Source organism: Streptomyces sp. D2-8 (assembly GCF_023184515.1).
GTDB lineage: Bacteria > Actinomycetota > Actinomycetes > Streptomycetales > Streptomycetaceae > Streptomyces.
This window is the reverse complement of the sequence record NZ_JAAHBP010000012.1, coordinates 49,314-63,466: the sequence shown is the minus strand read 5'-3', so window position 1 is coordinate 63,466 and position 14,153 is coordinate 49,314. Positions and strand designations below refer to the sequence as shown.

At 72.0% G+C, this 14,153-nt stretch carries 9 protein-coding genes; 8 read left to right on the top strand and 1 reads right to left on the bottom strand.

What is annotated here, in order from left to right; all coding sequences use genetic code 11:
* Positions 1 to 112: 112 nt before the first annotated feature.
* Positions 113 to 4,138 (bottom strand): type VII secretion protein EccCa, encoded by a 4,026-nt coding sequence (gene eccCa / locus G3I77_RS21615; protein ID WP_248506209.1) that lies wholly within the window; start codon positions 4,136 to 4,138, stop codon positions 113 to 115.
* Between the two features lie 404 nt (positions 4,139 to 4,542).
* Here eccCa and eccD point away from each other — a divergent pair, with 404 nt between their 5' ends.
* The 8 genes from eccD to G3I77_RS21575 all read left to right on the top strand — a co-directional run bounded on the left by eccD (position 4,543) and on the right by G3I77_RS21575 (position 14,110).
* A complete protein-coding gene (gene eccD / locus G3I77_RS21610) occupies positions 4,543 to 5,949 on the top strand; it encodes a type VII secretion integral membrane protein EccD (RefSeq protein WP_248506207.1) in 1,407 nt (468 codons plus the stop codon).
* A 45-nt stretch (positions 5,950 to 5,994) separates the two neighbouring features.
* Positions 5,995 to 7,563: a type VII secretion protein EccB gene (eccB, locus tag G3I77_RS21605; protein ID WP_248506205.1), complete on the top strand. Its 1,569-nt coding sequence runs from the start codon at positions 5,995 to 5,997 to the stop codon at positions 7,561 to 7,563.
* Between the two features lie 441 nt (positions 7,564 to 8,004).
* On the top strand, positions 8,005 to 8,340 hold the full coding sequence (locus tag G3I77_RS21600) for a hypothetical protein (RefSeq protein ID WP_248506203.1): 336 nt from the start codon (positions 8,005 to 8,007) through the stop codon (positions 8,338 to 8,340).
* A 94-nt stretch (positions 8,341 to 8,434) separates the two neighbouring features.
* The gene (locus G3I77_RS21595) at positions 8,435 to 8,743 is read left to right on the top strand and encodes a WXG100 family type VII secretion target (protein ID WP_248506202.1); all 309 of its coding nucleotides are present in this window, start codon (positions 8,435 to 8,437) and stop codon (positions 8,741 to 8,743) included.
* Positions 8,744 to 8,971: 228 nt separating this feature from the next.
* Positions 8,972 to 9,442: a type VII secretion system-associated protein gene (locus tag G3I77_RS21590; RefSeq protein ID WP_248506200.1), complete on the top strand. Its 471-nt coding sequence runs from the start codon at positions 8,972 to 8,974 to the stop codon at positions 9,440 to 9,442.
* A gap of 129 nt (positions 9,443 to 9,571) precedes the next feature.
* Positions 9,572 to 13,135, top strand: coding sequence for an AAWKG family protein (locus G3I77_RS21585; RefSeq protein WP_248506198.1), 3,564 nt, complete (start codon positions 9,572 to 9,574; stop codon positions 13,133 to 13,135).
* Between the two features lie 148 nt (positions 13,136 to 13,283).
* The gene (locus G3I77_RS21580; protein WP_248506196.1) at positions 13,284 to 13,730 is read left to right on the top strand and encodes a YbaB/EbfC family nucleoid-associated protein; all 447 of its coding nucleotides are present in this window, start codon (positions 13,284 to 13,286) and stop codon (positions 13,728 to 13,730) included.
* Between the two features lie 2 nt (positions 13,731 to 13,732).
* A complete protein-coding gene (locus tag G3I77_RS21575; RefSeq protein ID WP_248506194.1) occupies positions 13,733 to 14,110 on the top strand; it encodes a hypothetical protein in 378 nt (125 codons plus the stop codon).
* Positions 14,111 to 14,153 lie beyond the last annotated feature (43 nt).

Sequence of the window (14,153 nt, the reverse complement as noted above, 5' to 3'; positions counted from 1 at the left end):
TCCTGCCGTGTGCCGAGGGCCGGGCCGCTTCCCGGAACGGTCCCGAACGGCCCGGAACGCAGGCGGGGAGCCACTCAAGTGGCTCCCCGCCTGCGTCGTGCCCGCGTTCCCCTCAGCTCTCCTCCACCAACGCCGTCTGCATCAACCGAGCCCGGCGGCGGGCGACGTGCAGGGCACGGCCCGGCGGCAGGTTGAGCGGCTTGGCGTCGCCGAAGAGGCGGCCCTCGGTGGGCGGGCAGGACAGCAGGACCGCCGGGTTGTTGGCCTCGTCGAGGCGGCGGAGCAGACCGTCGCCGAGGCCACGGCCGGCCCCCATGGCGCTGCGGGCGACGACCAGGTGCAGGCCCATCTCGTAGCCGAGGGTCAGGTACTCGAAGAGCGGCTCGAAGGGGCTCTGGAAGGAGTTGCCGGAGACCATGTCGTAGTCGTCGACCAGGATGAACAGCCGCGGGCCGGTCCACCAGTCGCACTGGCGCATCCGGGCGGGGGCGATGTCCGCGCCCGGGACGCGGGTCTTCAGCGCGCGGGCCGCGCCGTCGATGGTCTCCTTGAGACTGTCCAGGGAGATCACGTGCCCGATGCGGTACTCCTGCGGGACGGCGTCCACCAGGGTGCGGCGGTAGTCCACGGCGATGATCTTCGCCTCGTGCGGGGCGTACCGGGAGGTGATGCCCTCGGTGACGCGGCGCAGCAGGTTCGTCTTGCCGCTCTCGGTGTCGCCGACCACGATCAGGTGCGGAGTGCGGCTGAATTCGTGCCAGACCGGCTCCAGGGCGTCCTGGTCGATGCCGAGGGGGAGGCGCATGCCGCCGCCCTCGGTGGCCTCGGGCGCGGGCAGTTCGGCCAGGGGGAGCCGGTGCGGCAGCATCCGGACCTGCGGGGCGGCCGGGCCGGTCCAGTGCCGGGAGACCTCGGCGACCAGGTGGGCCACGCCCTCGCCGAGGTCGTCGAGGGAGCCGCTGCCGTCCAGCCGGGGCAGCCCGGCGAGGAAGTGCATCGTGCTGTCGGCGGTGATTCCCCGGCCGCCGGTGCGCGGCACCGACCGTGCCTTGCGGGTGTCGATCTCGGAGTCCATCGGGTCACCCATCCGCAACTCGAGCCGGGTGGCGGCCTGGTCGCGGACCTGGGCGGACAACTCCACCCAGCGGGTGGTGGTGATGATCAGGTGGATGCCGTAGTTCAGGCCGCGGGCGGCGAGTTCGTTGAACTTCGGGATCAGGTCGTCGTAGTCCTGGCGGACCGTGGACCAGCCGTCGACCACCATGAACACATCGCCGAAGGGCTCGTCCGGGAACTCCCCGGCGGCCCGGCGACGGCGGTAGGACTGCATGGAGTCGAGGGTGTGGTCCACGAAGAACTGCTCACGGCGGGCGAGCAGCGTCATCACCTCGGACACGGCCCGGTGCACCCGCTCCGGGTTGAGCCGCGCCGCGACGCCGCCGACGTGGGGCAGGGCGGCGAGCTGGGAGAGGCCGCCGCCACCGAAGTCGAGGCAGTAGAACTGGATCTCGGCGGGGGTGTGGGTGAGGGCGAGCGCGGCGATCAGGGTGCGGGCGAGGGTCGACTTGCCGCTCTGCGAGCCGCCCGCGATGGCCACGTGGCCGCCGGCCCCGGCGAGGTCCACGACCAGCGGGTCGCGGCGCTGCTCGAAGGGCTTGTCCACCAGGCCCACCGGGACCCGCAGCCTGCCGTTCCCGGACCAGCCCGCCGCGGTCAGGCCGCGCTCGGGATCGGGGGCGATACCCGGCAGCAGGGCGTCCAGCGGGGAGGGCTCGTCCAACGGCGGCAGCCACACCTGGTGGGCGGGGGGCCCGGAATCGCGCAGCCGGTCCAGGGCCACGTCGAGGAGGGTCTCCTCGGCACCGGTCTCCTCGGTCTCCGGCTCCGGCTCGGCGGACGTGTCCGGAGTGCGCGGCACCACCCAGCCGCTGGTCCACGGCACCACCTGGCTGGCCACCCGGGCCTGTACCACCGCGCCGGTGCGCCGCCGGTACGTGCCGGAGGAGTAGGCGGCGCGGAACCGGGTCAGGGCCTCCACACCGGACTTCAGGTAGCCGCTGCCGGGCTGGGCCGGCAGCTGGTATGCGTCCGGCACACCGAGCACACCGCGGCTCTCCATGGCGGAGAAGGTCCGCAGGCCGACGCGGTACGACAGATGGCTCTCCAACTGGTGCATGCGGCCCTCGTCCAGGCGCTGCGAGGCGAGCAGCAGATGCACCCCGAGTGAACGCCCGAGACGGCCGATCATCACGAACAGGTCCATGAACTCCCGGTGTGCGGAGAGGAGTTCGCTGAACTCGTCGACCACCACGAACAGGCTGGGCAGCGGTGCCAGATCGGCCCCGGCGGCGCGGGCCCGCTCGTACTCCAGGGCCGAGGTGTGGTTGCCTGCGGCCCGCAGGAGCTCCTGGCGGCGGATGAGTTCGCCGTGCAGGGCGTCCTGCATGCGCTCCACCAGGGCGACTTCGTCGGCCAGGTTGGTGATGACGGCCGAGGTGTGCGGGAGTTCCTCCAGACCGAGGAAGGTGGCACCGCCCTTGAAGTCGACCAGGACGAAGTTGAGGGTCTCGGAGGAGTTCGTCAGGGCCAGACCGAGGACCAGGGTGCGCAGCAGCTCGCTCTTGCCGGAGCCGGTGGCGCCGATGAGCATGCCGTGCGGCCCCATGCCTCCCTGCGCCGACTCCTTGATGTCCAGTTCCACCGGACGGCCGTCCACGCCGACCGCGATCGGCACCCGCAGCCGACTGGAGCCGGTGTGCCGCTCGAAGAGGGTGCGCGGGTCGTGCCGGTGCAGGTCGGGGATGCCGAGCAGGGTGGTCAGCTCCACGTCGGTGTCCAGCGGCTGCGCGATGTCGGTGCCCAGGCTGATCCGGCGCGAGGTGAGCAGCCGGGCCAGGGACTCCGCGCCGAGCGGGCCGAGCCGGTCCGGCCGGCCGAGCGGCACGGTGCGCTCCTTGCGGCTGCGGTCGGTGCGCACCAGGCTCACCCGGTCCGCCCCCACGGTCATCCGCAGGGTGTTGCGGCCGGGGCGCCAGCGCAGCGCCCCGGAGACGTCGAGGGCCAGGGCGTTGCGGTAGCCGTGCCCCTCCCAGCGGTGCCCCTCGGGGACGGTGACGCCGTCCAGGACGACGACCGTGTACGGCTCGTCGCGGCCGGGACGGGCGTCCGGGTCGAAGCCGGGGCGTTCGGCGAACTCGGCGCCGAGCAGGTCGTCCAGCTCGGTGAGGTCGCCGGTGATGCGGCGGGCCTGACCGGCACCGTCCTCCTCGTGCGGGTGCAGCGCGTGCGGCAGCCACTTCACCCACTCCCAGTCGGAGCGGCGCTCGTCGCTCACGCACAGGGCGATCCACAGCTCCTCGGGGGCGTGGAAGAGCGCGAGCTGGCCGAGCACGGCGCGCACCAGGGCGCGTACCGCTTCGGTGTCGGCCTCGCCCGGCGCGGTGCCCGGCGTGGCGGACTCCCCGCCGGACGCCTCCTCGGGGCGCAGCAGGACCCGGGCCGAGGAGCGCAGGTACAGGCCCAGGGGCTGCTCGGGGATGGTGGAGTAGGCGCGGATGAAGCGGCGCAGGGCGTGCGCGCACAGCGGTTCGAGGTCCTCCACGGGCCGGGTGGAGACCGGGTTCAGGGTGAGTGCGAGCTGCTGCTCGCCGACCGCGATCCGGACCTCGCCGAAGTCCTCGTCGGCCGGGCGGCGTTCCCACAGCCGCGAGGTGCGGGCCAGTGACCGCAGCGAGGCGGGCTCCGGGTGGCGCCAGGCGAGCGCCCGCTGCTGCTCGGCGATGGTGGCCCGGACCCGCTTGCGGGTCTGCGCCAAGTAGCGCAGGTAGTCGCGGCGTTCGCCCTTGAGGCGCTGCTTGCGCTCGCTGGAGCGGCGCATCAGCTGACCCAGCAGCATGGCACCGGCGGAGAGCGCCATGACGCCCATCGCCAGATACATGAAGACGCCGTTCCCACCGCCGGGGCGCAGGAACATCAGCATCATCGAGACCGACATCAGCGCCATCGGCAGGTAGGTCCACACGGCCGAGGTGTCCGGCACCGTCTCCGCGAGGACCGGCGGCTCCTGGAGGGTCAACTGCCCCTCGGGCATCTCCGGTCCGCGCCTGCGGGCCGGCCGGCGAAACAGCACCACACTCAAGGAACGAAACCTCCGGTTTCACTGGCTTTCCGGCCCGCGCCGAATACCGGCGCACCCGGGAGCGGGAAACACCGGACCGCGCCGATTCTCCGGGCTCCCGCGAGGCGGTGAACGCCGGAGGAATGTTTCGGGCGGATTGCGGGGGACGGCCGACTCCCGTGACGGTCAACTCCATACCGGACGGGCAGTCCGGTCCGCAGCACGATCCGGCGGGCGTAGGCAGTAGTCTGCATTCACGGAACGCGCCCTGTCCACGCGGGAGGCGGCAGCGGGCAGCGGGAGCGCAATTCCCTTGTCCGGCCCCCCTGTTCACGGCCGCGCGGGCTTTCCGTACTCTTCGCACGTTCGCTCTGCCGGAGAAAGTCCTCCGGTCGAAGCCCCCACGGAAGACGAGAGTTCAGCTGATGACCGACAGCGCGGTGGCCGAACTGTGCCGCCTGACCGTACGTGCGCCGAGCGTCTCCGTCGATCTGGCCGTGCCCGCCGACGTGCCGGTCGCCGACCTCCTGCCCACGCTGCTGCGTTACGTCGGCGAGGAGGCCGAGGAAGCCGGACTCGACCACGCCGGCTGGGTGCTCCAAGTGCTCGGCGACGCCCCCCTCGACGAGGAGACCACCCTCGGCCGTGCCGGGCTCGCCGACGGCGCCGTGCTCTATCTGCGCCCGCACACCGAGGCGCTGCCCGAGGCCCGGCTCGACGACCTGGTGGACGGGATAGCCGACACCGCCGGCCGGCGGCTGCACACCTGGAACCCCGGGGCGGCCCGCGGGTTCCTCGTGGGCGCCGTGGTGGCGACCGTCCTGGCCGCCCTCGCCCTGGTGCTCCGGCCCGGCGTGACCGGCTCCGACTCCGCCCGTGCGCTGTGTGCGGCCGTGATCGGGCTGCTGCTGCTCGCGGGCGCGGGCTCGGCCAGCCGCGCGGTCGGCGACCGGCTCTCCGCCACCGCGCTCGGCCTGCTGGTCGCGCCCAGCCTGGCACTGGCCGGCTGGCTGCTGCCCGGCGGCGAGCTGACCGGCCCGGACGCGGCGCGGGTGGCCGGCGCGCGGCTGCTCGCCGCGGGCGCGGCGGGCGCGGGCGGCGCGGTGCTCGCGCTCGCCGCCACCGCCGTCGGGGCCCCGGCCCTGCTGGCCACCGCGGTGGTCGCGGTGGCCACCGCGACCACCGGAGCCCTGATCGGCTACACGGGCCTGCACGTGCCCGCCGCGGTGGCGCTGGTGGCGGCGGTGGCCGCCCTCGCCGCCGGGGTGGTGGCACCGTTCGCCTTCAAGCTGGCCGGGATGCGGATGCCCGCGCTGCCGTCCTCCGCCAGCCAGCTCCAGGAGGGCATCGAGCCCTACGCGGGCAGCGAGGTCGCCGAGCGCACCGAGCTGGCCGGGCGCTGGGTCACCGCACTCTTCGCCGCCACCGGCGTCATCGCCGCGGCCGCCCTGGTGGTCCTCGCCGAGCACCCGAACCTGCCCGAGGTGCTGACCTCCCTCACCCTGAGCGTGCTGCTGCTCCTGCACTCCCGCGGCCTGGTGCACATCGGGCAGCGGCTGACCCTGACGGTGCCCGGCGTGTGGGGGCTGCTGCTGCTCGCCCGCGCCTGGGCCGTCGACAGCGACGGCAACGGGCGCCTGGTGGTCCTCGCGGTGCTGCTCGCCGCCGCGGCCGCACTCGTGGTCGCCGCCTGGACGGTGCCCGGCCGCCGGATGCTGCCGTACTGGGGCCGTGCCGCGGAACTGGCCCACACCGGCCTCGCGGTGGCGCTGCTGCCGCTCAGCCTCTGGACCGCGGGGCTCTTCGGCTGGCTGCGCGGCCTGTTCGGCTGAGCGCCCCTGAACGCCGTCACATCGAAGAGGAGTTGAGAAGCGGCCGTGCAGTCCAAACGCGACCAGGTACACGCCCACAGTTTCATGATGGGCAGGCTCAGCTCGGGCCTGCTCATGGCCGACCCGGACGCCCCGGAGAGCCCGCTGGGACGCACCACCCGCGGCGTGGTCTTCGGCCTCCTGGCCACCGTCCTGATCGGCGCCGGCGCCACCGTCTACGGCCTGCTGCGGCCCGGCGGGAACGACGGCTGGCGCGACGGCGAGCACCTGGTGGTCAACCGTGACACCGGCGCCCGGTACCTGTGGACCGGCACCGACGGCGTGCTGCACCCGGTGCGCAACTACGCGTCGGCGCGGCTGATAGGTGGCGCCGACCTGCCGACCGCGGACGTCCGAACCGCCTCCCTGCGGGACGTCCCGGTGGGCAGCCCGGTCGGCCTCCCCGGCGCCCCGGACGCCGTGCCCGAGCCCGGCGGACTCGACGACGGCCCCTGGCACATGTGCGTGACCGGGCCGGACGGGGCGCTGCCCGACACCTCCGGTGCCGTGGCGAGCACCGGCGTGGACAAGCCCGGGGCCACCACCGTGGTCGCCGGGGCGCCCGTGGACTCCCGCGCCGTCGGCGGCGACCGCGGGGTGCTGGTGCGCGGCCCGGACGACACCGAGTACCTGGTGTGGCGGGGGAGCAGGCTGCCGCTGGACCGCGCCTCCGACGCCCGCAACGCCCTCGGCTACGGCGCCGAACGGCCCATGCCGGTCTCGGCGGCCTTCCTCGACGCGCTGGCACCCGGTCCCGCGCTGAAGCCCCCCGCGGTCCCGGGACGCGGCGAGGAGGGCCCGGTGCTCGGCGGCGAGGCCAGCCGGATCGGCCAGCTGTTCAAGGTCAGCGTGCCCGGCGGCGGCAGCACCTACCACCTGCTGCGTGAGGACGGCCTGGTGCCGCTGACCCGGCTCGGCGCCGCCCTGGTGCTGGGCGACCCGGCCACCCAGAAGGACGCCTACCAGGGGCGCTCGCCCGAGGTGCGCACCGTCGGCGCGGACGCGCTGCGCGAGCACCGGGCGAAGGACGCGGGCCCGGCCGGATCCGCGGAGCTGCCGGACGCGCCGCCCGTCCCGCAGTCCGCGCCGCGCGGCAGCGCGCTCTGCGCCCAGGTGGACGGCGACGACGGAGGTGCCCGGATCAGGTCGGTGCTGGTCCCGCTGGCACGGCTCGCCCCGGTCGCCGTGCCGGACGGCACCGCCGAGCCGCTGGAGCCGGCGTGCGCGCCGACGGACGCCACGGTGGTACGGCCCGGCAGCGGCGCCCTGGTCAGGGCGCTGAACGCGAGCGGCGCCGCCCACGCGGGGACCACCTACCTGGTGGCGGAGAACGGGGTGAAGTACCGCGTGTCCGCCAAGGACTCGCTGGCGGCCCTCGGATTCGGGGCCTCGGACATCGGCTCGGTCCCGGCGACGCTGCTCGCGGCCCTCCCGACCGGAGCGGACCTCGACCCGGCCGCCGCCTCGGGCGTGGTCCCGCCCAAGGTCACGGCTCCCGCGTGCGAGGCAGAGCCGGACAAGGGCGGCAAGGCGGACGCGGCGGGCACCGCTCGCACGGCCGGCACCGCAGGCTGATCGCGGCAAGCACCCCAGGGAGCGCCGGGGACGAGAAAAGGCGGCCGGGATCGGGAAGAATTCGAGCCAGATGAAAGCTCAGGAAAAGCTCAAATATCCCGGCCGGTCGGGTGCGGGGAATCCCGTGTGTGCGCCCACGCCGGAAACGGTCCTTCCCGATGACCGTTTGCCCGTTCCCCGTGCCCGCTTTCCGCCCGAATCACGGGCTGCCCGCGGGACGTCTCACGTTCCTGCCGCCCGGACGCCGGGAGCACCTGTTCATCTGGCGGCAAACCAGACACAACTCCGTTGCGATACGGGCGAATTCTGCCGGCCTGACTGATGCTCAAAAACTCACGGATCGCGTTGCGCGGAACGCCGGGTTCTCTTTAGCCTCAGCGTGCAACGCTGCGACGAGACTTGCTTGAACGACGAGACTTGCTTGAACGAAGGGAACGCGACATGGCGGACAGCGCCGCGAGGAAAGCGGACTATGCCAAGGGCCTGGGGGGCGTCTCCTCCCTGGAGTCGGCCCGCGACCAGGTCGAGAAGATCCAGAACAACGTCGGCGAGATCGCCGCGCGTTCGGGCGTCGGCGGCGACGAGGGCCAGGCCCTGCTGAAGCTCTTCCGCAGCTGGAACGCCGAGGCGCAGAAGGTCGTCATCCAGATCAGCAAGATGGTCGACGCGCTCCAGGAGAACGTGACCTCCGCCAACCGTCTGGCGAAGGAGAACCAGGACCTCACCGAGGTCCTCAACAGCAAGACCAGCCAGGGCGTCTTCGAAGCGCTCCGCTGACCCATCCCCCCCCCGCGGCACCGGCCCCCTCGCGGTGAGGCCGTACCCCCGTGAGCTCGCCGGGCCTTCGTGCCCGGCCCCGAGAGGAGACGTCATGGCCGACGGCATCATCGACGTGCAGTACCCCAAGGTCCGGCACGCCATCGAGGAGCTGATGGACCAGACCCAGCAGATCATCAAGACCCTCAACACCCTGGAGGACGAGCTGAAGCCGCTCGTCATGTCCTGGGAGGGCGCGGACCAGCAGACGTACCGCGAGGTCCAGGCCGAGTGGGACCAGGCCACCAAGAACATGGCCATGCTCCTCGGCGACAACGGCGAGCTGATCCAGACGATCCACGACAACCACTCGCGGGACGAGCGTCGCAGCGCCGACAACTGGGGCGGTGTGCGGGCCCGTTAGGGCTCCGGGCCCGTCAGGGTCCGTCCGCACCCCCTTTCATCCGTCCGGGGGGCGGCCCCCGGCGCCGGGCGTGTGCGACCGGAAGGCTCCGGTCGGCCGCCGGCACGACACCCGTGCGGGCGGCCCGGCGGGCACACCCCACGCCGGAGCCCGGCGTCGTCGCGGGGCGCCCGCCGGGCCCCCGTCCCCCCACCCCCCTTCCGGTACCGAGCGGCAGGAGAGCGTCCCATGGCCGGTGAGAAGGCCGACGTCAAGCACTTCGACCTCAAGCAGATGGAGAACTTCCGGGACAACGAGGTGCAGCCGGTGCACACCGCCGCGAAGAAGCACCACGACCAGGGCGACGGGACGAACATCCTCCCGCTCGGCAAGCTCATCGGCGGGTACACCACCCCGGACAACCTCGACCAGCAGAAGCAGATCCTGCGCATCGGCCGGATGACCACCGAAACCCTGGTCTCCGGACCGAAGCTGATCGAGGACATCCGCGGCGCGGCCGAGGCCATCGACAAGTTGCTCGGTGACCAGATGGACCTCTTCAAGGAGTTGCAGGACGCGCTCACCGAGACCATCGAAGAGGCCAACAAGACCAAGAACAAGAACCTCGACGCCATCGACGCGCAGACGCTGCTCCAGACCTTCGAGGAGGTCGACACCCTCACCGCCGGCAGTTCCGGGACGACGGGCGAGGGCGCCTGACCCCGCCCCCGCGTGGGCCGGTCCCGGCCTCGGCCGCCCGGCACAACCCCTTGAGACAGACACCCGGCAGCGAGCGCGTGAGAACGCGGTGCGCCGGTACGGACGACGACCGACCAGAAAGGGTGCCCGGTGGCCGAGCGGTACGACCCCAACTCCGGCAAGAACATCAAGGACCTGAGCGGCCGGGCCGATCCGTCGTCCGACACCTGGGCCACCCTGGTCACCCACATCACCGGCTATCCCGTGCCGGACCGCAGCACCGTCTTCGACACGCTCCGCTCCGACCACGGCGGCAAGCTCTTCCGGATGGACATCAAGGAGCGCAGCCTCAGCCTGCTCGTCAAGGACTCCGGCTTCCTGACGAACAAGGGCGAGGACTACGACATCTGGTTCTTCGACAGCGGCAAGAAGCGCTCCATCATGCAGGCGCGGATCGTCTTCGAGGGCCGCGTCAAAGCCGGCGACGAGATCATCTTCGCCGGCCCCGGCTCCGACAACGTCCACGACGCCCAGGTCCGTGAGGGCAACGAGTTCACGGACTACAACAAGGACAAGATGAGCACCATCCCGCTCGCCCGGTACATGAACGGGCCGCGGGCGGCACTCCTGGAACTGCTGACCGGCAGCACCCAGAACGCCCGGTTCAGCAACCTGGGCGTGCCCGGGGCCGACGTGGTGGATCTGAGCTCCTTCAACAGGACCGGTGAGTCCTTCGACTTCGCGGCCAAGTTCTTCAAGGACCACGCGACGGTGCTGAAGGACTGGGAGGACCGGTTCGGCCGGGACGACGCGAGCTGGAAGGGCGAGGCGGCGGGGGTCTTCCGCAGCCTGCTGAAGAAGATCCGCGAGAACTACGACAACTACGTCGAGACCTTCAACTCCAACCCCGCCGGAGACGCGACCGGCACCGGCGGCACGGTGTACTCGCGGGCCCTGTCCCTGGGCCGCACGTACCTGGAGGACTCCGCCAGGGAACTGCTCGACGCGTGGCTGGAGTGGGCCAAGTCCCCGTACTACGACCCGCACCAGGTGCTGCGCTACGTCCTGGACGACCTCGCCCAGTGGGTCGACACGAACAACGTCGCCCAGACGGACATCACGTCGTACACCACCCGCTACAACACGGTCGTCAGTCACAGCCCGAAGGCGGACTTCTCCCAGGTGCACCCCGAGTACGGCGACCTCACCGACATCGCCAACTGGGCGAAGGTCGGCGACAAGGCGGTGAAGATCTGGAGCCAGGGCGTCGACAAGCTCCTGGGCGAACCGGCGGCCCGGGTGCAGTCCGCCCTGAACAACCACTTCCTCGACCTCGGCAAGGACTTCTCGGGGAACATACCCGAGCCGAAGTCGACCAGCACGGCCTCGGAGGACTACGAGAAGCAGAAGCTGAAGGAGGAGCAGGAGGAGATCAGGCGGCAGAACGAGGAGAACAAGAAGTACCAGGACGAGCTGCGCGACGAGCAGAACCGGCAGCGGGACGAGGACAAGAAGTACCAGGACGAGCTGCGCGACGAGCAGCGACGCCAGCGCGAGGAGGACAAGAAGTACCAGGACGAGCTGCGGGAGGAGCAGAACCGGCAGCGCGAGGAGGACAAGAAGTACCAGGACGAGCTGCGCGAGGAGCAGAACCGGCAGCGGGACGAGGACAAGAAGTACCAGGAGGAGCTGCGGAAGGAGGCCGAGCGCGAGGCCGAGGAGCAGCGCAAGGCCATGGAGGAGAGCCTGGGCGGCCTCAACGATCCCAACGCGGTCGGCGAGCAGAACCTGAGCGGCCTCGATGACCTGCTGAACCAGAACAACGCGGTCACCACCGAGAGCCTCGGTGACCTCGGCGAGGTGAACACCTCCGGTGGCAGTGGCGGGCAGGGGACCTTCGACCCGCTCCCGATCACCCAGAACCTCGGCAACCTCGGCGGCCTGAACAACGGCACCGGCGGCTCCCTCAGGACTCCGACGGGCGGCAGCACCCGGCTCGACGACCGCAAGCTCACCACCGACTTCCCGGACGGCAGCAGCAGCTCCTTCGACCCGGACAAGGGGGTGCTCACCACGACCCACCCGGACGGTTCGGTCACCACGCAGGACCTGGGTGACGGGCTGAAGGTGACCAACCCGGACGGTTCGGTGACGTCGTTGGGCGACGACGGCAAGCTGACCACGACCTTCCCCGACGGCACCGTCCAGAAGGTCGACCCCACGACCGGTCAGACCACCACCACCGACCCCGACGGCACCACCACGACGACCGACCTGGGCAGCCTCGACGGCCTCAACAGCGGCCTCGGCGGCGGTGACGGTGTGCTCGACACCCCGACCGGCGGCAGCACGCAGCTGACCGGCGGAGGTGACGTGACCACCGACTTCCCGGACGGCAGCGGCAGCTCCTTCGACCCGGACAAGGGGGTGCTCACCACGACCCGCCCGGACGGTTCGGTCACCACGCAGGACCTGGGTGACGGGCTGAAGGTGACCAATCCGGACGGTTCGGTGACGTCGTTGGGCGACGACGGCAAGCTGACCACGACCTTCCCCGACGGCACGGTCCAGAAGGTCGACCCCACGACCGGCGGGACCACCACCACCCGGCCCGACGGCAGCACCGTCACCGAGAACCTCGGCAACCTGGGCCGGCTCAACGGCGGGAGCGGGCAAGGGGGCCTCGGCGACCTGGGGAACATCGACTCCGGCCTGCCGACCGAGTCGATCGGCGACCTGGGCGACCTCGGAAACCTCAACACCGGCCTGTCCGACGGCCTTCAGACCCCCACGGGCGGCCACACCGCGTTCGACGACGGCGACTTCACCACCACCTTCGCGGACGGCAGCAGGGCCACGTTCGACCCCGACAACGGGATGCTCACCACCACTCGCGCGGACGGCACCACCACCGTCACCGACCTCACCCACGGGGCGCAGGTGACCAACCCCGACGGCTCCCGCACCGCCCTGGACGACGGCAAGCTGACCACCACCTTCCCCGACGGCAGCACCCAGGTCATCGACCCGGACACCGGCATCGCCACCGTCACCGACCCGCAGGGCAACACCGAGAAGGTCGACCTGCGCGACCTCGACTCCAGTGGTGGAAAGGGCGGTTCCGGCCTGCTCGACGACCTCGACCTGACGGGCGGCGCAGGCGGCACCACCACCCGGGACGTGCCGTTTTCCGAACTGGGCGTCGGCGGTGGCAGCGCGAGCCCGGCCGGCGTCGGCGGCGGCCTTTCCGGGGCGGGCTCCCTCTCCCCGGGCGGCACCGGCGTGCACGGCGTCGCCCCCCTGGCCAGCGGCACCGCCGACACCACGGGCAGCCCGCTCACGTCCGCCGCCGTGAGCGGCACCCCCGGCGCCCCCGGTACGCCCGGCAGCCCCGGCATGCCCATGGGCGGCATGGGTGGCATGGGCGCGGGCGGTGAAAAGGGCAACGGGGAACGGGTGCGCGCGGTCCTGGTCGACGCGGCGGAGGAGAGTGAACGCCGCAACCGCCGCCGGCGCAGCCCCTGGCACCGGCAGGAGGACAGCGACACCTTCCTCGCGCAGCCGGCCTCCCGGGTGACGACCACCGGCGGCGACTCCCCGGAGAAGGAGGAGGAGACGGACCGCAGGTCCACCAGTTCCGCCGGCTACCTGGAGGAGGACGAGGACGTGTGGGGCACCGAGGAGGGCGGCAACCCGGCCGTCATCGGGCGGTGAACACCGTGGAGACCCGGCGGGTGCACCCCCGGCGGACGCCGGCCGCCCGGCTCCGGCTTCCCTCGCGGGGACTTCACCAGGCAAGATCAGCACAGCAGTTGACGCCCCGGGGCGTACGGAGAGACCGACACGGAAGGGCGGAGCGGGCATGACGGAGCCGCTGGAGAAGCGCCTGGAGAAGGCGATGGCCGAACTCCACGCCGCGCAGGAGGCGGTCGCGCGCACCGAACGCGAACTGCGTCAGGCGTCGTTCGCGGTGCTGTCCTCCGACCGCGCGGTCCGCGCCACCGTGGGACCCCAGGGCGAGCTGACCGGGATCGAGTTCCTGGACAACAAGTACCGGGACATGTCTCCCCAGGAACTGGCCGCCAGTGTCCTGGAGGCGGCGAGCGCGGCGCGCCTGAAGATGAACCGGCACGTGATGAAGGCGATGGCGCCCTTCGCCGAACCCAGCAGCAACGTGCCGGAGCTGAAGGGCTTCGAGCTGGACTGGGAGCGCATCTTCGGCCCCGACGTGCTGCGCGAGGACGACGACAAGGCCCACGGCGGCCAGGCCACCTGGCGGGACGCGCTCGGCGAAGACGGGGAGGACTGACGATGGGCGAGCGGTACTACGTCGATCCGCAGCGCATCGAGACCCTGGCGCGGCAGCTTGAGGAGATCGGCACCCTGGCGAGGAGCATGACCGAGGAGTTCCTCGACGACCTGGCCCCCACGGTCAGCTGGCCCGGCACGGAGGGCGAGTTCGCGGAGAAGGCCAAGCCGCAGGAGCAGAAGGAGCGGCAGACCACCAAGGAGACCATGATGTCCATCCGCGACGCCGTGACGGAGATCACCGAAGCCACGGTCGGCCAGGTCCGGATGATGAAGACCACCCGTGACCGCAACATCGAGGACATCGAGCGGAAGAACAACCTGCTCGACACCCACGGCCTGAACGGCGACGGCGGCCCGGGCGGGCATGGCCGCCGCTGATCCGCGCACCGCCGGCCGCTCCCACGTCCTGCCGGGAGCGGCC